Origin of the sequence: Streptomyces sp. 11x1, from assembly GCF_032598905.1 — a bacterium.
Classification (GTDB): Bacteria; Actinomycetota; Actinomycetes; order Streptomycetales; family Streptomycetaceae; genus Streptomyces.
Genome location: NZ_CP122458.1, coordinates 7,235,906 through 7,259,259, shown reverse-complemented (window position 1 = coordinate 7,259,259; position 23,354 = coordinate 7,235,906). Strand labels below are relative to the sequence as shown.

Genomic DNA, 23,354 nt, shown 5'->3' with positions numbered 1-23,354 from the left:
AGCGTCAGGCCCAGGGCGCCACGACGACGAAGGAGCGGCTGGCCCGGTACGCGGCCGTGTTCTGCGACTGGTCGAGCCACAGCTGGAGGTTGTCCCGGTGGCGGAGGTAGCGGCCGGGGTAGTTGTACGACTCCAGGGAGATCGAACCGGCCGTGGAACCGGAACGGGGGCAGAAGGTGGCGTCCTTCCGGAAGATGGCGGATCCGTCGTCGGTGTCCAGCCGGATACGGAAGGCGTAGTGCCGCAGATACCGGCCCGTGATGTCCCTGAGCGAGTAGCAGCGGGGGTCAGCCAGGCCAGGAACGAAGGTGAAGACGGCCGCCTGCCGGGTGGCCGCGGAACTGGTGGCGCCGACCGGGGCCAGGATGCCGAGTCGGCCGGACTGACTCACGTAGTCGCCGGGGTTGTCGACCGACCGCAGGGCATGCTGCCCCGAAAACCGCGCCTCAGCCGTCGTCGCCGGGGCTGCCGTCGGTGTCGATTTCGGCGTCGGGGTCGATTTCGGCGTCGGGGTCGGTGTGGGTGAGGCGGACGCTCTCGGGGACGGCGGCACGGACGAGACGGCGGGCGACAGCGGGGCCGCGACGGCGGGCCGTGGGGCCGTCTCGTGTGATCCCGTGATGGTGTACCAGGCCGCTGCGGCAGCCGCGAGCGTGACGGCACCTGCAGCTGCCGTAGCTGCGGGCTTGGCGGCCAGCCTCCCGATCGTCCGCGCCGCACGGCTAGCACCGCTCGCCGTACGCGCGCCCGAGCCCGCGCCAGTGCCCACCCCCGAGCCCGAGCCCGCGCCCGCGCTTGCGCTTGCGCTTGCGCTTGCGCTTGCGCCGACGGTCGCCCCGACCGATTCCGCCCCCAGCGCCCTGGCCAGCACCAGGCCGGCCAGGCCGACCGGCACCGGCACCAGCGCGAGGCCGGCCAGCAGCCCCTCCGCCGGTATCAGGTCGGACGAGCTCAACAGGCACTGCGGACAGTCGCGGACATGGCGTGCCAACCGCTTGCGCCACAGCCCGGACGGCCGCCCGTCCCACGAGGCGAGCACGACGGCCAGGACCGGACAGCACGGCGAGGCCGTCACGGCTCGTACGACGGTGCGCGCCGTCTCCAGCCGCTCCTTGACCCGCTGGATTCGGACCGCCGCGTGCTGCGGTGTGAGGCCGCAGGCCGCCGAGAGCTCACCGCGGGTCAGCTCACCGGCGCTCTCCATCCACCACAGCGCGAGCACCTCGCGTTCCTCGTCCTCCAGCCAGCGGGCCGCCTCCACCGCTTCACGCCGCTGGCCCGACAGCGCGAGCCGAAGAATCGCCAGGTCGGAGAAGTCGGCGTGCACGCATGTTTCGTGGGCGCTCTCTTCCAGAGGTTCCGCAGTGAGCCAGGTGCGCCCTCTGCGCCACCGGTCACGGATCTGTCGCACGGTGATGGCGACGAGCCAGGACCGGAACCGATCCGGTTGCTCCAGTCCGGGCAACCCGTCCAGGACCCGCACCATCGTCTCCTGGACCACGTCGTCGACGTCACTGTGCCCGTCCAGCGCCCGCCCGACGATGTTGTACACCAACGGCAGACAGTCCCGTATCAGCTGTTCCGAGGCCTGCCGGTCCCCGGCCCGCGCCGCCACGACGACGGCGACGTCCGGCCGTTCTTGCGTGTCCTGCGAGCGCACCTCGCCCCACCCGTCCCGTCGCCTTGCCGATGTGTCGAGGGCGACAGTGTGCCAGGAGTCAATCCGAGGATTCGCGTGGACCGCTTATCAGGTGCCGCCCCGCGCCTTGGTCCGTGCCGCGTTTTCCGTTATGCGCGACGCGCCGGCGCGTCTCCTGTACGTACGACCCCGCACCGAGGACAGAGGGAGGCAACGCTGCTTCTACTGCTTCACCCCTCTTGACACCCGCATTTACCCCGCTCTAACTTTTGGCCGAATTGACGAACGATGTCCGGCATATCGAACAAAGCGCCTGTTCGCCGGACCTTTTCGGCTTGCCTCCGCTTTCGCTCCGCGACATGGAACAAGGATGTCTCTGTCATGAGCATTGCTCCCGCCGCTGTCGGCGTGGAACAGATCGTCCGCCGGCCGTTCGCCACGGCGACAGCGCTCGCCGCCCTCGCCGGCGGCGCGACGGCCGGGACGGGGGCGGCCGCTCCAGTCGCGCAGGCAGCCACTACCGCGCTCCCGAACCCCCTCGACAGTTCCGCCGCCACAGGCATCAGCTCAGTACCCCTGCCCCTTTCGGCACGACCAGCAGGTTGCGCGGGTCGAGACCGACGGCTGTCACCGGCTCAGTGCGCACCCCGTTTCCACCCCCGTCCCGGCACCCGTAGATAGACAGGCATGCACATGTCAAGGCTGCTCACCCGGCTCGCGGCGATATTCGTCGCCGTCGGCCTCTTCTTCACCTCCCAATCCCTGGCCACACCTCAGCGGGCGGCCGCTGCCGACCCTGGCTATCTGATGCTGCACTTCACCGGGGAGGGGTCGACCGGTCAGCAGATGTACCTCTCGCACAGTACGGACGGCCTGCACTGGAACGACCTCAACGACGGAGCGTCGATCCTGCGCTCCACGGTCGGCACGCGCGGGGTGCGTGACCCCGCACTGGTCCGCTCCCCGGCCGGTGACAAGTACTGGATCATCGCGACCGACCTGTGCTGGGGCTGCGGCTCGACCGTGGACGGCTCCATCAACAACGGCAGCCGCAGCATCGTCGTCTGGGAGTCGACGGATCTGGTCAACTGGTCGCAGCCGTGGCTGCTGAACGTCGCCGGCGCGATCCCCGACGGGCGCAACGCCTGGGCACCGGAGGCGATCTGGAACCCCGCCACCAACGACTACGTCCTGTACTGGGCGACGAACGTGCCCCTCGACGGCAAGACGAAGCACCGCATCTTCTACGCCCGCACCAGCGACTTCCGCACCATCACCACCCCGCAGACCTACATCGACCGCCCCGGCACCCAGGAACTCATCGACACCCAGATCGTCGAGATGCCGGCCGGCGTCGGCAACTACCGCTACGTACGCGCCTCCGGCGACGGCCAGATCACCCTCGAAGGAAGCAACTCGATCCTCGGGACCTGGACGCACCTCGGCAACCTCTCCGGCATCGGCCTGACCGGCGCCCAGGTCGAGGGCCCGATGTGGATGAAGTTCCGCGACCGCAACGAGTGGACCCTCTACCTCGACCAGTACGCCTCCCGCGGCGGATACATGCCGGTCACAACGGCCGACCCCTCCGCCGTCGGCACCTACGAGCTCCCGGCGTCGGGCAGCTACAACCTGGGCGTCAACAAGAAGCGCCACGGCTCGATCCTGAACCTCACGGCCGCCGAGGAGAGCCGCGTGCTCGCCCGCTGGCCCAGCACCCCGGCCAAGCGGCTCCAGTCGTACAACTTCCAGGACCGCTACGTGCGCCACGCCAACTACGACGTCCGCATCGACCAGAACGTCAGCACCAGCCCGGACTCCCAGTTCCGGATCAGGCCCGGCCTGACGGGCTCCGGCACCGTCTCCTTCGAGTCGGTGAACTTCCCCGGCTACTTCCTGCGGCACTCCAACTACGACTTCCAGCTGGTCCGCAACGACGGCACCGCCCAGTTCGCCGCCGACGCCACCTTCAACCAGGTCGCCGGCCTCGCCGACTCCACCTGGTCCTCCTTCCAGTCCTACAACCACCCCGACCGCTACATCCGCCACTACGCCTACCAACTGAAGCTCGACCCGATCACCACCGCGACAGCACGCGGCGACGCCACCTTCCGCGTGACGAACTGATCCTGGAACCAACAGGGATGCCGCATCCCGCGGTGCGGCATCGCCCTGGCGCAGGCCGAGTCGGTGGCGACCGCCAGGGCGAGCCCCGCACACGGCCGCCACCCGAGCACGAAGCGGGGCTCTGCCAGGCGACGGGCCGACGATCCGGCCCAACCGCGGCCAGAGCACCCGAGCACCAGCGACAAACCTCAAGCTCTCAAGAACGAGACGCATCAGCCCTCGCCACGCAAATCGAGGCACCCGCAGAAGGACAGGTTTCGCACATGCGCATACTTCTCTCCCGGCTGGCGGCGATACTGGTCGCCGCCTGCCTGCTCTTCACCTCACAGGCGCTGGCCGCACCCGAGCGGGCCGCCGCCGCCGACCCCGGCTACCTGATGACACACTTCATCGGGGAAGGCTCCAACGGCCAGCAGATCTACTTCTCATACAGCACGGACGGCCTGAACTGGACCGATCTCAACGGCGGCGGCATAGCCCTCCGCTCCACGGTCGGCACGAAGGGGGTGCGCGACCCCGCACTGGTGCGGTCCCCGAACGGTGACAAGTACTGGATCATCGCGACCGACCTGTGCATCAGCTGCGGGCAGAACTGGGAGGCCGCCGTGTACAACGGCAGCCGCAACCTCGTGGTGTGGGAGTCCACGGACCTGATCAACTGGTCGGAGCCGTGGCTGCTCAACGTCGCCGGCGCGATCCCCGACGGACGCAACGCCTGGGCCGCGGAAGCGCAGTGGGACCCGGCCACCAACAACTACGTCCTGTACTGGGCGACGAACAAGCCCGTCGACGGCGTGAAGAAGCATCGCATCTACTACGCCCACACCAGCGACTTCCGCACCATCACCACCCCGCAGACCTACATCGAGCGGCCCGGCATGCAGGAGATCATCGACACCCAGATCGTCGAGATGCCGGCCGGCGTCGGCAACTACCGCTACGTGCGGGCCTCCGGCGACGGCCAGATCACCCTCGAAGGAAGCAACTCGATCCTGGGGACGTGGACCAACCTCGGCAACCTCTCCGGCATCGGCCTGACCGGCGCCCAGGTCGAGGGCCCGATGTGGATGAAGTTCCGCGACCGCAACGAGTGGGCGCTCTACCTCGACCAGTACTCCTCCGGACGCGGTTACATGCCGGTCACGACGACCAGCCCCTCCGCCCCCAGCACCTACCAGATTCCGGCGTCGGGAACCTACAACCTGGGCGTCAACAAGAAGCGCCACGGCTCGATCCTGAACCTCACGGCCGCCGAGGAGTCCCGCGTGCTCGCCCGCTGGACCGACATCCCGGCCAAGCGGCTGCAGTCGTTCAACTTCCAGGACCGGTACGTGCGGCACGCCGGCTTCGACGTGCGCATCGACCAGAACATCACCGGCCCCGACGCCCAGTTCCGGATCAGGCCCGGACTGGCGGGCTCCGGCACCGTCTCCTTCGAGTCGGTGAACTACCGCGGGTACTTCCTGCGGCACTCCAACTACGACTTCCAGCTGGTCCGCAACGACGGCACCGCCCAGTTCGCCGCCGACGCCACCTTCAACCAGGTCGCCGGCCTCGCCGACTCCACCTGGTCCTCCTTCCAGTCCTACAACCACCCCGACCGCTACATCCGCCACTACGCCTACCAACTGAAGCTCGACCCGATCACCACCGCGACAGGACGCGCCGACGCCACCTTCCGTGTGACGAACTGACCCGACCTCGACAGGGATGCCGGCGCTCTCCTTGAGGCGCCGGCATCCCCTTCCTTTGCTCCCGTGCCCTCCGCATGAAACCCGGGAAGGAAGTACCGTGATCCTCCGCCATCTCAGGTTGTGGTTGACCGGGGCCGTGGCCCTGCTCACGGCGCTGGCCTGCGCACAGGGCCCCGCCTCCGCGGTGGACGGCCGCCCCTACACGAACCCGCTCAAGTCGGTGAAGGGCGCCGATCCCTGGCTGGAGTACTACGACGGCAACTACTACCTCGTCACGACGACGTTCACCGGCGTCCTGGGCATGCGCAAGTCGCCCACCCTCGCCGGCCTCGCCACCGCTCCCAGCGTGCAGATCTGGTCGGACACCACCCCCACCCGCAACTCCAACATCTGGGCCCCGGAGATCCACTTCTCCGACGGCCACTGGTACCTGTACTACAGCGCCGGGCAGAGCGGCACTCCGTGCTGCGGGGCGAGCGGCACGCAGCGCACGCATGTCCTGGAGAGCGCGGGAACGGACCCGATGGGCCCCTACACGTACAAGTCCATGATCACCGGCCCCAACCTCTACCCGACCAACTGGCTGATCGACGCGAGCGTCCTGCAGGTGAACGGTCGGACGTACATGGTCGGCAGCGGAAGAACGAACAGCAGCACGCCACCCAGCCTGGTCATCGCCCCGATGACCAACCCGTACACCGTCAGCGGGAACTGGAGTGTCATCTCCACGCCGACCCTCAGCTGGGAATCCATGGGGGCAGCCATCAACGAAGGCCCGGAAGCTCTGCAGCGTGACGGCCGCATCTTCCTCATCTACTCCGCGAGCGGCTGCGACACCCCCAACTACCAGCTCGGCCAGCTGGAACTGACCGGTGCCGACCCCCTGAACCCCGCCGCGTGGACGAAGAAACCGACACCGGTCTTCAGCCGCAATGACGCGGTCGACGTCTACGGCCCCGGGCACAACGGATTCTTCACCTCGCCCGACGGCACCGAGAACTGGATCGTCTACCACGCCAACGACTCCACCACCGACCGCTGCGGCAACGAACGCACGACCAGGGCCCAGAAGTTCACCTGGAACGCGGACGGTACGCCCAACCTCGGCACGCCGGTGGCGCTCGGTACGACGTCGGCGGGCCCCTCCGGGGAGACGGGGGCCACACCGACCGCGTACACGCTTGTGAACCGCAACAGCGGCAAGTGCCTGGACGTCTCGGGCGGCAACACCGCCGACGGCACCAACATCCTCCAGTGGACCTGCAACGGCGGCGCCAACCAGAAGTGGCGGATCGAGGACCTGGGCAACGACACCAACCGGCTGGTGAACGTCGCGACCGGCAAGGTCATGGACACCGCGAACTGCGGCACGGCCGACGGCACGGACATCCGGCAGTGGTCCTGGCTGAACAACAACTGCCAGAAGTTCCGCCTGGTGTACACGGCCACAGGTGACTACGTACGGATAGTGAACGAGAACAGCGGCAAGGTCGCCGACGTCGCCAACTGCGGCACCGCCGACGGAACCGACGTACGCCAGTGGACCTGGCTGAACAACAACTGCCAGCAGTGGCGGCTGGTGCCGACCACCTGACCGCCGTCAGCGTCCACTGGATCTCGATCTACCGACCTGCCGAGGACGGCCGTACACGCCGAAGAGACCGGCGGCGACACCGAGCAAGGATCATCGCAGACGCCGTGCTGCCTCTGTCCCGGATCATCGGCCCCATCCATCGGCCGGCCCGGCAGAGGTCGCCGGCAGCCGTCGGGTGACGGAAAAGAAAGCATCTGCTCTGCCCCACCGCATGCGCGGGCAGAAGAAGCGGTTCCCCGGCTCGGACCTAGCCGATATATAAACGATCCGGTATCGCGATATACACGGTCGTCGGGCGGAGGAGGGCATCATGAGTCGCACGGTCATCGATCTCGACGACGAGGCGCTGGAGGAAGCAGCCAAGGAACTCGGCACCACCACCAAGCGCGACACCATCAACACCGCTCTGCGGGAGGTCACGGCCCGCTACCGGCGCCTGCGCGCACTCGAAGAGGCCCGCGAACTGGCGGCCGACGGCGCCCTGGACATGGATCTGCTGCTGGACAAGCGCGCCTACCGCCCCACGAGCGCGGGCTCGGCAACCGACAACCGCGACGGCGGAGCGGACGAGTGACCATCGCCGACTACCTCATCGACACCTCCGCCCTCGCCCGCGTCCTGCTCCGCCAGAACACGGCCGAATGGGACGACAGGATCGGCGCGGGCCTCGTCGCGATCTGCGACCTGACCGAGCTGGAAGTCCTGTACTCGGCCCGTTCGGCGGCGGACCGCGCCCGCTTGAAGGCGGCGCTCGACGCCCACTATGCCTGGTGCCCCATGCCCGACGGCGTCTACCGCCGCTCCCGAATCGTCCAGGAACAACTGACTGCCAAAGGGGAGCACCACAGCGCAGGCCCCATCGATCTCCTGGTGGCCGCCGCCGCGGAAGAGGCGAGACTCACCCTGCTCCACTACGACCGCGACTTCGAAACCATCGCCCGCACGACAGGGCAGCCGGTCCGCACGATCGACCTCAGACAGTAGAGCCCGCCCGCTATGCAGGTCAGCCAACCTCGATGGCGCGGATGCCGGCTACCCAGCAGGTACTCGTCGACACAAGGGGCGTCGCTGATCAACCACCCAGGTGGCGCAGTGCTCGTTCGGCGGCATGGGCGCCGCACATTCCGTGTGCGCCGGGGCCGGGTGGGGTGGCCGCGGAACACAGGTAGTGGCCGGGGACCCCGGTGTCGTAGGGCTGCAGCGTGGGGCGTGGGCCGAGTACGAGCTGGGGGATGTCTTTGGCACCGGTCATGATGTCGCCGCCGACGTAGTTGGGGTTGTACTCGGCGAAGCCGGGCGTGGTGCGTACCGCGGTGCCGATGATCCGGTCGCGGAAGCCGGGTGCGAATCGCTCGATCTGCGCGATGATCGCCGCGGTCGCGTCACCGGTGTAGCCGTTCGGGACATGGGCGTAGGACCACACGGGGTGGACGTCGCCGACGGACCGCGACGGGTCGGCCAGGTACTGCTGCCCGACCAGGACGAACGGCCTCTCGGGCATCCGTCCGGCATGGATCGCCCGCTCGGTGGCCGCGATCTCGGCGTACGTGCCGCCGACGTGCACGGTCCCGGCCCGCCGCGCCGACTCGGCCTGCCACGGGACTCCGCCCTCGACGGCGAAGTCGACCTTGAACGCGCCCGGGCCGTGGCGGTAGCGCCGGTAGGCGCGGGCGATCCGTGTCGGCAGCAGTTCGCCGAGGATGTCTGCCAGGGCCGTGGGCGCCACGTCCCATACGGTCGCGTCCGCGGGCGGAAGCTGGGCGACCGACCGCACGCGTACCCCCGTCTCGATCTTCCCGCCGAGGTCGAGCAGAAGTGCCGCCATGGCGTCGGTGATGCGGCGTGAGCCTCCCTCGGCCACCGCCCAGCCGTGGCAGTGGCCCGCGGTGAGGATGCCCAGCCCGATGCTCGCGCTGAGCGGCCGCTCCAGTGGGTGGAAAGCGTGCGCGGCGACTCCGCCCCACAGTGCCCTGGCCTCTTCGGTCCTGAAGGCCTTCGCCAGCAGCGACGCGGGGGCGAGTGCCGGTATGCCGAAGCGGGCGAGGCGGACAGGATGCCGGGGAAGGCGCATGAGCGGGCCCATGATGTCGTCGGCGAGGGCGTCGTACGCCTCTGAGGGCCCCTCGAACAGTCGGCGCCAGGCCCGTCCGTCGGCGCCGAGACCGGCGGCGGTCTCGGTCACCGAACGGTGCAGCACCCCGGCCGAGCCGCCGTCCTGCGGATGTACGCAGTCGATCTCCGGCCACGCCCACCGCAACCCGTAGTGGTCGAGGCCGAGCTCGTTCAGGAACGACGAGCCGACGGCCATGGGGTGGACGGCCGAGCAGTGGTCGTGCAGCAGACCGGGCACGATCGCCTCACCGGAGCGGGTGCCGCCGCCGATCTGGTCGGCCGCCTCCAGCACCGTGACCTGTACGCCTGCCCGGGCCAGGACGACGGCCGCGGCCAGACCGTTGGGTCCGGCGCCCACCACGGTCGCTGTGCTCATGTGGCTCTGCCTTTCCGGAAGGTGTTCTGTCCTTGCCCTACGGTGCCAGTCCCTCCGTGACACGAGTGCATGCCGCCGATGCCGTGGGCGTCTCTTCGCGGGTGAAGGTGACGTTCAGCGGGATCGGGCCGTTCGGCAGCCATGGTTGTTCCTTCACCGCGTCGGCGACCTTCCATGTGCCCCGCTCGATCACACCGAGGGCGGCGTCGATCACCTGATAGCTCTGAGTTCCGCGGTGGATGGGCTGTGACTCGACCCAGACGACGATCCACTCTCCGGGAGCGAATCCGATCCGGGCCTGCACGGCGTCGATGAGGTCGATGTTGTGCAGATGGCCGTCGCCGAAGTTGAATCCGATCAGCGAGTTGCAGCCGAACTCCGCCTCGCGCACGGTCCGTCGGTCGAGATCGGGGAGGTTCTTCAGCAGCACCGAGAACAGGCCACGGCCCTGGCTGTGCATGGATCGCCAGGCGATCGTCTGCTGCATGGTGATCTCGGCGACGGCCGGTGGGTACCCCATCGCCTGGAGCTGGTCGACCTGGTTTTTCGTCGGGCGGTGCGGCAGCGAGTTCAGCTTCTCCTCCGCGCCGGGCGCGAATACCCACAGTGCGGAGGCCCAGTTGCCCGCGTACTGCCGCATCGAAGGCAGGAACGACACCAGGTCGGGGCGCAGGTTGCCGAGGACCGGGAAGAACAGCAGTCCGGCTGCGAGGGCGGCGGCCAGCCAAGGAGAGGACATGTCGCCGACGCCGTAGCCGTCCAGGGCCGGGAAACCGAGGAACAGGAAGACGGTGAGGTAGGCGAACAGCAGGTTCCACTCCAGCGGCACGGCCAGCGGAAACGTGGAGACGATGAAGAAGTGGAAGACGACCATCAGCACCACCGCGGCGAGCGTGAGGCGGTGGTTCGTGGAGAACAGCAGCACCAGCGGGGTGACGATCTCCACGGTCGAACCGCCGACGTGTGCCATGAAGGTCGCGACCTTCGACGGGCGGATGTCCCGGGGGAAGTCGCGATAGTGCAGCCGCTTGACCCATTTCGCCGGGACGCACGGACTGTTGGAGACCATCGGTGATACGACATTGGTGAAGTGCCGCCCGAACTTCGACACCCCGGCGCCGACCCAGACCGCGCAGATCAGCAGCTTGGCCGCGATGATCATGTCGGTGAACGGCAGTACGGCGAAGAACAGCAACGCCGGCAGATACTGCTCACCCCGGGCGGCCAGGAAGATCGTCTTGTCCCGCAGGCCGTTCAGCACATACAGGACGATCGGCACCACCAGCAGGGCCGGGCGCACCAGCCCGGAGGTGTTGTGTGGCAGTGCCTCGGTGAGCGAGGCGCTCGGAGTGCCGGGCATCAGGACGGCCGACAGCAGGGACCCCAGGAAGGCCAGATAGAGAAGGACGTCGCCGACCGTGCGGCGGTCCCCGCGCGTGAACGGCACCCGCTTCCACGGCCGCAGCCGGATGGTGCCCGGCCTGGCCCAGAACAGGATCCCGCCGGTCATCGGCTTGAACTTGCCGGCGATCGGGCCCCAGGAGCCCGCGACACCGACGGCTTCCAGGAACACCGTCCAGAGCACCAGCTTCTGGTAGACGACCGGTTCGTCCCACCAGTGTGTGACGTCCCAGAAGGGGCCAGTGCCCGAGGTCCAGGTCGCCAAGGCCGTACCGCAGAGGACATAGAGGACGAGGACTTTGACGACGTAGGTCGCCGGAATCATCTTCGGTGTGCCGAAGCCGTATTCCACCCAGTGCAGGGACAGCGTCTTCAGCCGCTCCCGAAGCGGTTTATCCAGAAATGCATCTTGCTCGACGGGAGGAAAGTCGCCCGTTTTGAAGCCCATTGCCGCCACCTTTCCCTGCGGATTCTCATTCCCTGTTCTCAGGTGCTTTTCGGGCGCACCGGACCGCACCCGCGAGAATGCACGGGTGAACTGAGGGGTGATTTCTACGAGTTCGACATCGACGCGCGGAGGCGTCGTTTGTCGATCTTTCCCACCGGATTCCTCGGCAGCGCCTCGGTGACAGTGACCGCCACCGGCACCTTGATCCGGGCCAGCGAGCCGCGGCAGTGTTCGACAAGGTCGTCGGCGGTGAGCGTCGCTCCCGGCAGGAGTACGACGTGCGCGACCGGGACCTCGCCCAGCGTCGGATCGGGTGCCCCGACCACTGCCGCCTCCAGCACCGCCGGATGGGTGTGCAGGACGTTCTCGATCTCCTTGGGGTAGATGTTCTCCCCGCCTCGGATGATCATGTCCTTGATCCGGTCGACCAGGACGAGATAGCCGTCGCTGTCGAAGCGCCCGACGTCGCCGGTGTGCAGCCAGCCGTCGATGACGGTCCTGGCGGTCTCTTCCGGCAGCCCGAGGTAGCCGCGCATGACGTTCGGGCCCCGGACCACGACCTCGCCCTCCGCCCCGGCGTCCAGCAGGTTGCGCTCGCCGTCCATCACCGCGACCGTCTGTCCGGGCAGTGGCAGCCCGACCGTGCCGGGTTTGCGCAGGCCGGCCGGGGGGTTCAGCGTCGAGGCGCAGGTGCCCTCGGAGAGTCCGTACCCCTCGACGACCGGCACTCCGTACCGCTGCTCGAACCGGGCGATCAGCTCTGCGGGCATCGGTGCCGCACCGCAGATGGCGCGGCGCAGCGAGGAGGTGTCGGGCCGCACGTCGTCTGCCAGCGCGACCAGCATCGCGTAGATCGCCGGCACTGCGGAGAAATAGGTGGGCCGGGCGCGTTCGACCGAGGCGAAGAAGGTCGAGGCGCTGAAGCGTCCGGCAATCGTCGTGCACCCGCCCGCCAGCAGCGGCGACAGCACGCTCACCACGATCCCGTTGACATGGAACAGCGGCAGGACCAGGAGACTGTGGTCGCTGTCGTTCAAACCGACACCGTCGATGATCATCCGGCACATCGCGGCGATGTTGGCATGGTCGAGCATCACGCCCTTCGGGCGGCCCGTGGTCCCGCTCGTGTAGATGATCAGGGCGAGGGAGCCGGACGTGAGCGGGACCGCGTCCGCCGGGTCCGCGTCGTCCCCGGGCTCCGCGTACGGCACCTCGGACACGTCGAGCGTCCCGACAGGGCGGGAAGCGTTGTCGGATATCACCGCCTTCGCTCCGGAATCCTCGATCTGATGGCGTGCCTCGGCGTCGGTAAGTCCCGGATTCACGGGTGTGACCGCGGCGCCGAGATTCCAGGCCGCGAACATGAGGACGACGAGCTCCAGGCGATTAGGCAGAATCAGCGCCACCACGTCACCCGCACCGATCCCTCGTGTGCGCAAAAATTTCGTCGCGGCCCGCACGCGAGCGAGAAATGCCCGGTTGTTCAGCTGTTCATGATCGTCCGCAATGCAGGGTCCTGTGGGATTCCGGGCGGCCCTGGCATCCGGCAGTTCGGCGATGTGCTGCACGTTTCCTCACCGTTGAGTCGACCGTGACGGAGGTAGTGAGGAAAAGGTAGGAACGGCGCACCCGGCCGGCCATGGGCCGTCGCCCCAGCTCGGAAGGGCGGCTTTGTGCCGCCGTCACAAAGGCACGGGGTGCTGGGTACCGGGCGGGCCGGAATGACGAAGGCGAACATGGCGACGAGTCCTGTCGCGGACCCCGGACTTCCGGTTACCGTCAGCCATGAGCACCGACATGGACGGGACCGTGCGGGATGTCGCCAAGTACATCCAGGCCGATCTGGAGAGCCTCACCACCGAGATGACCTCGATGTTCGTCCACGTCATCCCCGAGTTCCGGCACGACGACGCGGTACGGCGACTCATGGTCGCCAGCACCGCGTCGAACCTGGCGGCCATCCTCGACATGCTGAGGCTGAGCATCTCGTTCGACGACATCACCGTGCCGCCGGCCGCCGCGGAGTACGCACGCCGTTTCGCCCAGCACGACCTGTCGCTGGAGGCACTGCTGCGCGCCTACCGCCTCGGCGAACACATGTTCGTGCAGTGGGTCATGACCTATCTGCGCCGCCTGGAGCTTTCCACCGACGAGGCGCTGGCCACGACCAGCCGGATCGCGCTCCTGGTCAACAGCTACATCGACCAGGTCATCGAGGGCCTGATCGACATCTACGAGAACGAACGCAGACGGTGGGACACCCGCTCGGATGCCGCCCGCGCCGCTCAGGTCCGCGCCGTGCTCGACACGGAAGGGCTCGACCTGGTCTCGGCCGAGAAGATGCTCTCGACCTCGCTGCGCGGATGGCATCTGGCCGCCATCATCTGGGCCGAGCCCGGTACATCCGCCCCGGCCGCGGCCGGGCTCCGGGCAAGCGCGGCGATACTGGGCGCGGCCACCGGCAAGGCCCCACTGACGATCTCCGCGGACGAACAGACATGCTGGGCGTGGATCTCCTCCGCCGGAAAGCCCGTCCTCGACGTCCACCGGCTCGAAGAGGAACTTGGCAGACACCCGGCCCTCCGCGTCGCCGTCGGCGACCCGTCTCCCGGACTCGACGGATTCCGGCAGACGTTCCGTGACGCGCAGCGTGCCCGCGACGTCGCCGCCACCGGGGCCGCCCCCGGTCGTGCGCTCTTCCTTCATGCCCAGGTCGGGCTGGCCGGGCTCCTCGTCGACCATCTCACCGATGTCAGAGCCTGGGCCGGACGCGTGCTCGGTGACCTCATGCGCGACGACGAGGCCACAGTCCGCCTGCGCGAAACCGTGCAGGTCTTCCTCGACGCACGAGGCAGCTTCACCGACGCCGCCGCAAGGATGCACGTCCACAAGAACACCGTCCACTACCGCGTGCGCAAGGCCGAGGAGATGCTCGGCCACCCTCTCACCGAACACCGCCTGGACATCGAGGTGGCGCTCCTGGCCTGCGCGCAGCTCGGGCTCACGTACACGCGGGGCGCATGACCGCACGATCAGCGGGCGGGCAGCCGGATCAGGGGCTCGATCCAGCTACCCACAGCTACCCGACCGAGCGCATGGGGCCGGGACCGCCCCCGAAGCAAGGTCCTCCGCGCGCACGAGCAGGCCAAGCAAGCGTTCGCCCGGCTCGACGCCGAGGAGCCGGGGCGGGCCGAGGACGAAGTGCGGAAGATCGAGAGCGCAATCGAGAGCCTCAAACAAGCAGGTCCACCTGTCCAGCCCCGTGCGAAGGCCGGGGCGAACCGGTCGGGCAACCACCCCGATGGGACAGTGGTTGTCAGGGGCGGACGCGACACCGACGTGCGCTGGTGGACCTGGGCCGACTACCGGGCCAACGCCACCCTGGCCACCACACTCACCACGATCGCCGATCCCCTCCAGAGGCCAACGGACACGTGCATCCGCCTTCGCGAGGACGCGACATCCGGAGAATGGAGGAAGGCCGTTTCGGAGGCCGCCGGTCAGCTGTGCCTTCCCGCAGTGGATGCGCGTGCGCTGAACGGCCTCAAGTTCAGCGCGGCACTGCCGACCCGGCTCGCGGAGTCGGCCTTGCCGCACGACTCACGGCTCTGGACGGTGCGGTGGCTGCGCTCAGAGGACAGACCAGGTTCACAGCTCTGGGGCAATGACTTGGGGCGTCGATCATCGAGAGGCCTGCAGACCGACAGCGTGAACTGGCTCCAGGAGATCAGACTCGTGCGTCTCGCTGCTGGACTTCCTTGAGAACTCCGGCCACCGTCGCGAAGTCGTTGTCCACGTGGAGAACAGTGTGCCCATGGTGCACAGCTGTCGCACACACCAACAGATCGATCTCCCCAGCCGCCCGATGCTGGCCTTGCTGGGTCAGTTTGTACTGGGCGGTGTCGACCCAACGCCAGGCGTTCTTCGGTACCGGAGAGAGCAAGCAGAGCGCGTCCAGTTCCTCTGCGAGCTCATCCCGATGGGACGGGCTGGTCGCCGAGTAGAGAAATTCGGCACGTGTCGGCTCGCAGAGGTGGAACCCCGGCAGCGATGTGTCCCTCCCAGGGCCGCAATGCGCCTGGGGTGCGAAACAGGTGCCACAGAGCCGAGGTGTCCACCAGATACGTGATCACTCGAAGGCCTCGCGTCGCGCACGCTTCTCCGCGTCATGCGCCGCCGCGGCCTGCTCGAACTCTCCACGCTCACCCCGCGCGACCAGCTTCTCCGCAGCCTCAAGCCGCTTGATCCGCGCCACGTAGTCCCGCAGGGCCGCGTTGACGGTCTCCTTCTTCGTCGTGACGCCCATGAGCCGCATGGCCTCGGCCAGCGCCTCGTCGTCGAGATCAATCTGCGTGACGGACATCGGACACCTCCAGCATCCACCAGCGACTCGACCGCGCCCGCGCGATGCTGCTGGGGCCGGATACGACGCTCAGAGCGTCAGCAGCATCGCGCTGCACGTCGGTTACAAGGATGCGTCCCACTTCTCCCGGGCGTTCATAGTCCCGCTTCGCGACCAGCCCCACCGCCTACCGAAGGAGGGCTGTGAGGACACCTTCAGGAAAGCCCTGAGCCGATCGCAGCCGGGGCGTACGCCCGCAACGGCCACAGCATGTCGTCGAGTGTCGGTGGGACCGAGGGCTTCTCCGGCAGCCGATGGACTTGATCATGGTCCTCGTTACCAGCGGGGCTATGACCGCGCGGCACGCCGCCGGGGCGGTCGGCGGAAGGGGCACGGTGCAGGACGGTTCGTGAACCACCGCCGCTCCCGCACCTACAGGAACAGCTCACCGTCGAACTTCGTCGAGGAGCTCACCCCATGGCCGGTGGCCGTGGAACAGCGTGTCGAGGAAGTGGACCGCACGCCCAGGACTTGACGGCACACGAAGAGCGGCCGGACCGCGTCCGGGTGGGCCGGCTGTGGGTTCCTTCCGCAGGGGGCAGGGATGGACAGGCGGGCCCCCGACGTCCCCGTGACCGTACGTCATCCGGACCGGATCGTGTCATCGGGCAACGGCGGTTCCCCGACCTCCTCGGGAGTGTCACACGGCGTGCTCGTGGTACCGGTGGACCGGTTGCGTGGGTGGGATCCGTAGCCGAAGGCGGCTACTGCCGGGGAGGTGATCGCGGTGGTGAGCAGTGCCATCAGTACCAGCATCGTGAACAGCTCCCGGCTGATGACACCGAGGTCCAGGCCGACGGTGAGCACGATGAGTTCCGTCAGGCCGCGACAGTTCATCAGCGCGCCAAGGGCCAGTGCCTGGCGCCAGGGGAGCCCGCTCAGCCGGGCTGCCGCGGCGGCACCTCCCCATTTTCCGGCCAAGGCCACGATGAGGATTGCGCCGAGCCACAACCACTGTGCCGGATCCGCCGCGAGGACTCCCACGTCGGCATGCAGACCGGCCACCAGGAAGAACAGTGGCAGCAGCAGCGGAACGACGACCGACCGCAGTGCTCCCACGGCCTTTTCGACCGTTTCGGACCCGCGCGGGGTGACGACGCCGAACGTGAAGGCGCCGAAGAGCGCGTGGACACCGATCATGTCGGTGACGACCGAGGAAAGGCACATGCCGCAGAACAGCCATACCAGGACGACCGGTGCGGGCCGCGACCGCAGCGCCTTCTCCAGCAGGGGCCGCACGAGCCGCAGCATCACCGCGGCGTACAGCAGCACCAGCGCCGCGGCTGTCAGAGAGTCGAGCGGTGTGCCACCGCGGCTGACTGCGACCACGAGGGCCAGCAAGCACCACGCGGTGATGTCGTCCACCGCGGCACAGGCCATGGCGAGGCTGCCCAGCGGGGACTGGTAGAGCCCGCGGTCGGTGAGGATCCGCGCCAGTACGGGGAAGGCGGTGATGCTCATGGCGACCGCGACGAACAGCGTGAAGGTACTCCGCTCGACGCCTTCGGGCGCCAGTGGGCCGTACAGGGCCAGGCCGAGGGAGCCGCCCAGCAACAGGGGCACCAGGATGCCGGCCTGGCTGACCGCGACCGCCGCGCGGCCATGGCCGCGCAAGTGCCGAAGGTCGAGGGTGAGTCCGGTGAGGAACATGAAGGTGAGCAGGCCTACTTGACCCAGGACCTCGATGTGGTTCAGGACGGTGGGCGGGAGGAGGTAGCTCTGCGCGTCCGACCGCTCTCCGCCGAGCAGCGAGGGGCCGATCAGGACACCGACGGCGATCTCGCCCACCACCGGGGGCTGCCCCAGCCGGCGTGCTGCCGCGCCGCCCGCACGGCAGACCGCGATGGCGAGCGGCAGGGCGAGCAGCAGGCGGGGCATCACCTCGGCGACGGTCACGATTCTCCCTTCCTTGGCGGGGCGCGCACCGCAGGTCGACGGTCCGGCGGCCGGTGTCACCCTCGGTCCGGAGCCATGGGACAAGCGTGGCCGGCAGCGGTTGCGCCGGAGCAGTTGACCACCCGCTTGTCCTGAGTGCGGGACCCCGATGTCCGCAGGGGCGCGGACCGCCGAGCAGCGCCTCCTCGTCGTGGCTATCGATCGCCCTTCGTGGTGGAGAGCGTCGTGGGCGTCTTGCGCCGCCCGCCGCGGAGCAGATGCAGCCCCTTCAGCCGCGCGGTGTCGGCCGCGTCCAGTGCGTAGCAGGCGAGAAACAGCGTCGCGAGTAGGGGAGCTCGTAGCTTGAGCACCAGCAGGAACCGTTGGGAGGCAGTCAACGGCAATGCGTTGACCCACGACCGTGCCCACGGCTTGCGCAGCTTTCTCGGGGCCACGAAGTCCGGCCCGGAGACTTCCACGCGTGCCGAGTCCGTCTTTCCGAGCAGCCGCCACATGCTCGGCAGGCAACGGGTCAGCGACAACTGGCAGAACACTGTCGGGCCGGTGATGCCGTGCTCGATCCGCCATCGGGCCCGTTCGCCGAGCTTGGTCTGGAAGCGTTCCAGGCGACGTCGGACCGCCTGCTCCGGCAGCCAGTGCCACGGCTGTCCCTTGGAATAGAACAGGTGGGTTTCGCAGAACTTTCGTGCTCTCCGGCCGGCCGCGTCCTCTTTGGACGGGTCGCCGCCGGTCGCCGCGAGCCAGTTCGTCCAGCGGTACCGGGCGGTCCCGGTCGACCAGATGACCGCCCAGTCGAGCAGGTGCGACAGCAGGAAGAAGCGAGGGTCAGCGATGACGCCGGTGTACTTCTCCCGGACGAAGTTCCTGATGATCAGCCAGTCCTCGAAGGTGGCCTTGTTGACCCGGTCGATGTAGCCGGTGTCGAGGCTGGTGTGTCTGACGTCCTTCTCGATGATGTTCGAGACGTGCCACATCGTCTGGAAGGACTGGCCCAGTCCCTGGCTGTAGTAGGCGTCGATGATCGACGACGAGTCGCCGATCAGCGCGTACCGCTTCGGGTGCACGAAGGTGTCCGTCACATGCTGCACGTTCCGGTACATGCGGAATTCGAGCAGGTTGTCCTCGCTGAGCACCCCGTCGAAGACGGGATATCCGGCCAGTGCCGCGAAGAACTGTTCCCGGGGGCTGCCCCCCTTCGGCAGCTTCCTCTGGTCGTAGGTGATGCCGACACTCACGCGGCCTCCCGCGAGCCGGATCACCCAGATCCAGTGGCCGTCGCCCCACAGGTGCAGGGTGAACAGGTCTCTGCGAGTGGAGGTGCCGTCCTCGGTGTTGTACCGCCACACCGGTTCGAACATCTCGTCCGTGATGCCCGAGAACTGTCCCCACAGGGCCGTGGTCTGGAAACCGTCGTTGAGCACCCGCGATTCGGCGCGGTGGCCGAGCTTGGTCGCCAGCATCCGGCTCCGGCCGGAGCAGTCGATGACCCAGCGGGCCTGGACACTGCCCTGTGTGTTCGCGGTGTGGTCAGTCCAGGTCACCAGGTGCGCGTCGGTGTCGCTCCCGGCGATCTCGACATCGGTGACCCGCGCCGTGTCGAGGAAGCGGATGTTGGGTTTGGAGTGCACGGACTTGCGCAGGAGGTCTTCCGTGTCGGGCCGGCATATCTGCTGGTCCACCGCCAACGCGCGGAAGGCCAGCTTGTTCTTGGCCTGTTTGTACAGGTAGTGGTCACGGTGGTCGTCGGACATCTCCTGGAGCGTGAACTCCGACATGGCGGCGACGACCCACTCCGACTTGGGGCGGAACTCCCGTTCTCCCTCGACGCCGTAGGTGAACCAGACGCCCAGCTTGACGAAGCACTGGTCGTTGAGGAAGTCGTCGAGCTCGCCGATCACGCGGGGAACTCCGGTGGAGACCAGGAACGACTCGCCCACCTTGTAGCTGCGCTTCTGGTTCACCACGTCATCGATGACGGTGACGTTCATCCCTCGTTTGGCCAAGCTCAGCGCGGCCAGCAAACCCACCATGCCCGCGCCCACGACCACGACATCCGTCTGGGACCCCGTTGTTCTCGGTTCCAGGTCGACATTACTGTCCATGTGATGCCCTCCTCATCCCCGGCCGTTGCGGGCGGCGTCGAGCACGCTGCGGGCATAGCGGTCCAGCGCACCGCCCTCGCGCAGGAACAGTCGGGGAGCGACCAGTTCGCACTCCAGCAGTTGCAGGCCGCCCTGCGGCGTGGGCAGGGTGTCGATACGTGCGTACCGCAACTGCTCGAACCATGAGCACAGCAGACCGTGCAGTTCCTCGGCCCAGGCGACATGGGCAGGGTCTGCGTCGACGCGGGTGTTGACCCCGCCGAAGGACTCGTGCGCGACCCAGCCGTTCTCCGCGACCGACTTTCCGATCGCATGGCTGAACTGTCCGCCTATGAACACGAAGGACGTCTCGCCACGCGTGGTGATCTCGTCCACGAAGGGCTGCACGCTCACCGTCGTCATCGCGGTCAGTTCGGCGAACCGGCGCTCGGCGGAGCTCACGGCTGCCGCGTCCGATTGATCGGGCAGCGTGAAGTGCGGATGGTCGGCGGTGGGGTCGGGATCCTCGACCGGGCTTTCGACCCGGGTCACCCGGAAAGCGTTCCAGCCCCGGGCTGACAGCGTGGGCTTGACCACGGCGCGTCGCCACCCGGTCCGGTCCAGGATGGCGCTGAGCGTGGTCGCCGTTCCCCGGCGCACCCACTCGGTCGGCACAACGGGCACGCCGGCGTCGACGAGTCGGGGAAGGTAGTCGAACTTGTCCAGCCCTCTGGCCACCAGTCCCGGGGGGTTGACCACCGGCAGGCCCCCGGGAACGTTCGCCTTCACCTGGGCGCAGAGAGCTTCAATGCGCGGGATCAGGTCCGGCTCCAGGTGGAAATAGCGCAGCATACGCAGGCTCAGCAGGTCGATGCTGTCCCAGTCGACACGGTCCGCCTCGGCGAGCTTGACGACCTCCACATCCGTGTCGTGCCGGGCGAACGCGGCCTCGACGTCTGACAGATCGTCATGGGGAACCGTGAGGCAGAGGTATGCGATTCGGCGTCGTCGAGTCATGAGATGCCCTGCGCCTTCCTGACGGGCCGTCGGCAGTGCACGCATCCCCTGAATGCCGCGAGGGCGAGCAGGGGGGTGACGGGGACGATCGTGGTGAGCGCGCGACGGAGGTCGCGTCCGGGTCTGGGACTCATCCGTACTCCCGTGGTGTGGGCCTGACTGCCGTGGTCCGCGTCGCTCGCGCTTCCGCGGCGGTCGGCTCTGTGCGGGCTGGTCCTGTGCCGCCCGAGGGTCGGGACGGCACGCGTAGGTGGTGGAGTGGGCTGTGTGGACCGCCGTCGTGGGGACGTCGCGGGCCCCCGTGGCTGACCGAGCGGCACTGTGGCCGGACGGTGGGAAAGCAACCCCATCGAAATAGATACTTGTGAGTCACTACAGCCTCGGATGCGAGGGAGTGTGGCACGGTCCGGTGGGCTTGAGGAAGGGGCAGTCGCAAAGAATTCGAGGTCGGCGAGGCAGAACTCCGGATTGGCGGTTGTTGTGGTGCCCGAGTGGCATCCCGAGTGTTGCCTCTGGTCGCGATAGCTAACTAAGCTCGCTCTAAAGTTTCTGGCGGAGGAGAGAAGATGGACGAAACGTCGGAGTCGGGCACAGTGCGGTGTCCCGAGCCCAGCGTCCAGGACTGCCTCGACGATGCGCGCTCATCGGATGCCCTCAGCGGGTCTCCTCTGCAGCGCCTGAACGACACGGTGAACTGCTCGACCATCGCCGACGCGATGGACGTCCTCGACCGTGACGGCGGAGTGACCGGACTGCGCAGGCTGACCGGCGAGGGAGTGGTCGTGGGACCCGCTTTCACGTTGCGCTACGAGGTCGTGACCCCGGATTCCCCGGGCACTCTCGGCGACTTCGTCGACGACGTGCCCGCCGGGGCGGTCATCGTGATCGACAATGCTGGCCGCGACTGGTGCTCTGTGTGGGGCGACCTGGTCAGTACGGTCGCCCATGCCCGCGGTGTCGCGGGAACGGTGATCGACGGAGCCTGCCGTGATGTCGCGGGCAGCTCCGGGATCGGCTACTCGATCTGGGCGGCGAGCACGTGCGTCAAGTCCGGGCGCGGCCGGGTCAGGCTGGCTGCCGTGCAGGAGCCGGTCATGGTCAGGGGAGTCAAGGTTCACCCGGGTGACTGGGTGTGTGCGGACGAGTCGGGAATCGTGGTCGTCCCGGCCAAGATGGCCGACGCCGTCGCCACCGAGATCCGCCGGATCAACGACATGGAGGAGCGGGTGCTCGCCGCGGTGCGGGCGGGCGCGCCGTTGTCCGAGGCCCGGGCCGCCAACGGCTACCTCAGCCTCGGTGCCCCCACGAAAGGAGATATGGCATGACAGTGGAAGCGGTGGTCACGGCGGACCGGCGATCCCAGCTCCTGGCCTTGCGAGAGACCTGGCCGCACGTGCACACGCTGATCGACGAGGAGCGGGCCTTCGGCTTCGAGGCCGACGAGGACCGCGATGACTTCGGTACCGCGCAGCAGGGAGGCAGGGGCGAAAGTTACGTCGCTGCCCAGCAGGCCCGCCCGGAGGCGCGGATCACGGGCATCCGGGGACTCATGAACCTGGTGGTCGGCCCTGCGGCCGGGGATCGGCCGGTGGTACTGGATCTGCTGGGCGGCGACGGGCTGCTCCACCGGGTCTGCCTCGGTCTCGACATGCCCGACACGACGATCGTGACCTGTGACGCGTCCTCGTTCATGGTCGCCAGCGCGTGGGCAACGGGCGTTCCGGCCGTCCGGCAGCGCGCCCAGCAGCAGGTGTTCCGCTCGGGAAGCGTCGACGGTGTGCTTCTCGCCTACGGCAGCCACCACGTCCCGGAGCCGGAGCGACAGGCCGTGGCCGACGAGGCGTGGCGGGTGCTGCGGCCCGGGGGCCGGTTCGTGCTGCACGACTTTGCTGAAGGGTCGCCCATGGCGATCTGGTTCCAGGACGTCGTGGACAAGCAGTCCGCGACCGGCCATCGCTACGCGCACTTCACCGCCGACTGGATGCGTGAGTGTCTCGCGCGCTCCGGTTTCCGCGGTGTGACGACGGACTGGATGTTCGATCCGATCGTGGTGACCGGGACGTCAGAGCAGGGCGCACAGGCCGCACTCGGTCAGTACCTGCTGCAGATGTACGGGTTGGACAAGCTGGTGCGGGCTCATGGAGAGCAGGGCGCAGCAACGGCGGCGTTCGAACTCGCCCTCGAGATATTCCGTTGGGACACGTCCACGGCTTTCGACGGCATGGGAGGCGCCGTCCGCGAGTGCGTCGTCGAGCGTCTCGGCCCCTCGACGTGGCAGTGCGTTCTGCCCCGTTTCGCCTTGGTCGCCGTCGGGGAGAAGCCGGAGCCGTGACACCTCCCCCGTGATCGTGGACACCCGGGGACCGGGATGTCTGAGCCCAGAGGAAGCAGTGTCAGTTGGAAGCAGCGTCGATGGCTTCCGGGTACGCCAGCTCATCCACGGCCCCACCGAGAACGACCTGCGCGTCACCCCAGCCGGAGAACTCCTCGTCCTGGCCCTGCCGATGGACGGCCCCGGCGCCCCACGCCGGAGGTCCTCGACGGCGCCGGCCTCACCGAGGACGAGA

At 68.1% G+C, this 23,354-nt stretch carries 17 protein-coding genes and 1 pseudogene; 9 read left to right on the top strand and 9 right to left on the bottom strand.

Annotated elements, in window-relative coordinates:
- Positions 1-4: 4 nt before the first annotated feature.
- Positions 5-1,660 (bottom strand): sigma-70 family RNA polymerase sigma factor, encoded by a 1,656-nt coding sequence (locus P8T65_RS31935; RefSeq protein WP_316728648.1) that lies wholly within the window; start codon positions 1,658-1,660, stop codon positions 5-7.
- A gap of 672 nt (positions 1,661-2,332) precedes the next feature.
- Between P8T65_RS31935 and P8T65_RS31930 the strand changes: the two genes are divergently transcribed.
- The 5 genes from P8T65_RS31930 to P8T65_RS31910 all read left to right on the top strand — a co-directional run bounded on the left by P8T65_RS31930 (position 2,333) and on the right by P8T65_RS31910 (position 8,038).
- On the top strand, positions 2,333-3,766 hold the full coding sequence (locus P8T65_RS31930; RefSeq protein ID WP_316731802.1) for a glycoside hydrolase family 43 protein: 1,434 nt from the start codon (positions 2,333-2,335) through the stop codon (positions 3,764-3,766).
- A 263-nt stretch (positions 3,767-4,029) separates the two neighbouring features.
- Positions 4,030-5,460 carry a glycoside hydrolase family 43 protein gene (locus P8T65_RS31925; protein WP_316728647.1) on the top strand — a complete coding sequence of 477 codons (1,431 nt, stop codon included), beginning with the start codon at positions 4,030-4,032 and terminating at the stop codon, positions 5,458-5,460.
- Between the two features lie 97 nt (positions 5,461-5,557).
- Positions 5,558-7,054, top strand: a complete 1,497-nt coding sequence (locus P8T65_RS31920) for a family 43 glycosylhydrolase (protein WP_399101048.1) — start codon at positions 5,558-5,560, stop codon at positions 7,052-7,054.
- A gap of 310 nt (positions 7,055-7,364) precedes the next feature.
- Positions 7,365-7,628 carry a type II toxin-antitoxin system VapB family antitoxin gene (locus P8T65_RS31915; protein WP_316728646.1) on the top strand — a complete coding sequence of 88 codons (264 nt, stop codon included), beginning with the start codon at positions 7,365-7,367 and terminating at the stop codon, positions 7,626-7,628.
- Positions 7,625-8,038, top strand: coding sequence for a PIN domain nuclease (locus P8T65_RS31910; protein ID WP_316728645.1), 414 nt, complete (start codon positions 7,625-7,627; stop codon positions 8,036-8,038). The genes P8T65_RS31915 and P8T65_RS31910 overlap by 4 nt, the downstream gene beginning before the upstream one ends.
- 88 nt (positions 8,039-8,126) lie before the next feature.
- On the opposite strand, the gene P8T65_RS31905 is transcribed toward P8T65_RS31910, so the two are convergent.
- From P8T65_RS31905 to P8T65_RS31895, 3 genes are all read right to left on the bottom strand, one after another.
- Positions 8,127-9,542, bottom strand: coding sequence for an NAD(P)/FAD-dependent oxidoreductase (locus P8T65_RS31905; RefSeq protein ID WP_316728644.1), 1,416 nt, complete (start codon positions 9,540-9,542; stop codon positions 8,127-8,129).
- A gap of 37 nt (positions 9,543-9,579) precedes the next feature.
- Positions 9,580-11,391, bottom strand: coding sequence for a DUF3556 domain-containing protein (locus P8T65_RS31900; protein WP_316728643.1), 1,812 nt, complete (start codon positions 11,389-11,391; stop codon positions 9,580-9,582).
- A gap of 104 nt (positions 11,392-11,495) precedes the next feature.
- Entirely contained in the window at positions 11,496-12,959 is a 1,464-nt protein-coding gene (locus P8T65_RS31895; protein WP_316728642.1) for an AMP-binding protein, read from the bottom strand.
- Between the two features lie 217 nt (positions 12,960-13,176).
- On the opposite strand from P8T65_RS31895, the gene P8T65_RS31890 reads away from it, so the two are divergent.
- Positions 13,177-14,415, top strand: a complete 1,239-nt coding sequence (locus tag P8T65_RS31890) for a helix-turn-helix domain-containing protein (RefSeq protein WP_316728641.1) — start codon at positions 13,177-13,179, stop codon at positions 14,413-14,415.
- A 703-nt stretch (positions 14,416-15,118) separates the two neighbouring features.
- Here the strand turns inward: P8T65_RS31890 and P8T65_RS31885 are convergent.
- A pseudogene (locus P8T65_RS31885) lies at positions 15,119-15,524 on the bottom strand (PIN domain nuclease).
- Positions 15,521-15,754 carry a type II toxin-antitoxin system VapB family antitoxin gene (locus tag P8T65_RS31880; protein ID WP_316728640.1) on the bottom strand — a complete coding sequence of 78 codons (234 nt, stop codon included), beginning with the start codon at positions 15,752-15,754 and terminating at the stop codon, positions 15,521-15,523. The pseudogene P8T65_RS31885 and the gene P8T65_RS31880 overlap by 4 nt, the downstream one beginning before the upstream one ends.
- Before the next feature lie 388 nt (positions 15,755-16,142).
- Here P8T65_RS31880 and P8T65_RS31875 point away from each other — a divergent pair, with 388 nt between their 5' ends.
- Positions 16,143-16,268 (top strand): hypothetical protein, encoded by a 126-nt coding sequence (locus tag P8T65_RS31875; protein WP_316728639.1) that lies wholly within the window; start codon positions 16,143-16,145, stop codon positions 16,266-16,268.
- A 107-nt stretch (positions 16,269-16,375) separates the two neighbouring features.
- Here the strand turns inward: P8T65_RS31875 and P8T65_RS31870 are convergent, their stop codons facing one another.
- The 3 genes from P8T65_RS31870 to P8T65_RS31860 form a co-directional block, all read right to left on the bottom strand.
- A complete protein-coding gene (locus P8T65_RS31870) occupies positions 16,376-17,689 on the bottom strand; it encodes a cation:proton antiporter (protein WP_316728638.1) in 1,314 nt (437 codons plus the stop codon).
- Positions 17,690-17,883: 194 nt separating this feature from the next.
- Positions 17,884-19,791, bottom strand: coding sequence for an FAD-dependent oxidoreductase (locus tag P8T65_RS31865; protein ID WP_316728637.1), 1,908 nt, complete (start codon positions 19,789-19,791; stop codon positions 17,884-17,886).
- Between the two features lie 12 nt (positions 19,792-19,803).
- Positions 19,804-20,787: a hypothetical protein gene (locus P8T65_RS31860; protein ID WP_316728636.1), complete on the bottom strand. Its 984-nt coding sequence runs from the start codon at positions 20,785-20,787 to the stop codon at positions 19,804-19,806.
- A gap of 566 nt (positions 20,788-21,353) precedes the next feature.
- On the opposite strand from P8T65_RS31860, the gene P8T65_RS31855 reads away from it, so the two are divergent.
- Positions 21,354-22,112, top strand: coding sequence for an RraA family protein (locus P8T65_RS31855; RefSeq protein ID WP_316728635.1), 759 nt, complete (start codon positions 21,354-21,356; stop codon positions 22,110-22,112).
- Positions 22,109-23,119: a methyltransferase domain-containing protein gene (locus P8T65_RS31850; RefSeq protein WP_316728634.1), complete on the top strand. Its 1,011-nt coding sequence runs from the start codon at positions 22,109-22,111 to the stop codon at positions 23,117-23,119. The genes P8T65_RS31855 and P8T65_RS31850 overlap by 4 nt, the downstream gene beginning before the upstream one ends.
- Positions 23,120-23,354 lie beyond the last annotated feature (235 nt).

Bases quoted from the DNA above. Each gene is read 5' to 3' on its own strand.
- P8T65_RS31925 (WP_316728647.1), top strand. From the start codon at position 4,030: ATGCGCATACTTCTCTCCCGGCTGGCGGCGATACTGGTCGCCGCCTGC.
- P8T65_RS31930 (WP_316731802.1), top strand. From the start codon at position 2,333: ATGTCAAGGCTGCTCACCCGGCTCGCGGCGATATTCGTCGCCGTCGGC.
- P8T65_RS31865 (WP_316728637.1), bottom strand. From the start codon at position 19,791: ATGGACAGTAATGTCGACCTGGAACCGAGAACAACGGGGTCCCAGACG.
- P8T65_RS31860 (WP_316728636.1), bottom strand. From the start codon at position 20,787: ATGACTCGACGACGCCGAATCGCATACCTCTGCCTCACGGTTCCCCAT.
- P8T65_RS31905 (WP_316728644.1), bottom strand. From the start codon at position 9,542: ATGAGCACAGCGACCGTGGTGGGCGCCGGACCCAACGGTCTGGCCGCG.
- P8T65_RS31890 (WP_316728641.1), top strand. From the start codon at position 13,177: ATGAGCACCGACATGGACGGGACCGTGCGGGATGTCGCCAAGTACATC.
- P8T65_RS31855 (WP_316728635.1), top strand. From the start codon at position 21,354: ATGGACGAAACGTCGGAGTCGGGCACAGTGCGGTGTCCCGAGCCCAGC.
- P8T65_RS31880 (WP_316728640.1), bottom strand. From the start codon at position 15,754: ATGTCCGTCACGCAGATTGATCTCGACGACGAGGCGCTGGCCGAGGCC.
- P8T65_RS31915 (WP_316728646.1), top strand. From the start codon at position 7,365: ATGAGTCGCACGGTCATCGATCTCGACGACGAGGCGCTGGAGGAAGCA.
- P8T65_RS31900 (WP_316728643.1), bottom strand. From the start codon at position 11,391: ATGGGCTTCAAAACGGGCGACTTTCCTCCCGTCGAGCAAGATGCATTT.
- P8T65_RS31850 (WP_316728634.1), top strand. From the start codon at position 22,109: ATGACAGTGGAAGCGGTGGTCACGGCGGACCGGCGATCCCAGCTCCTG.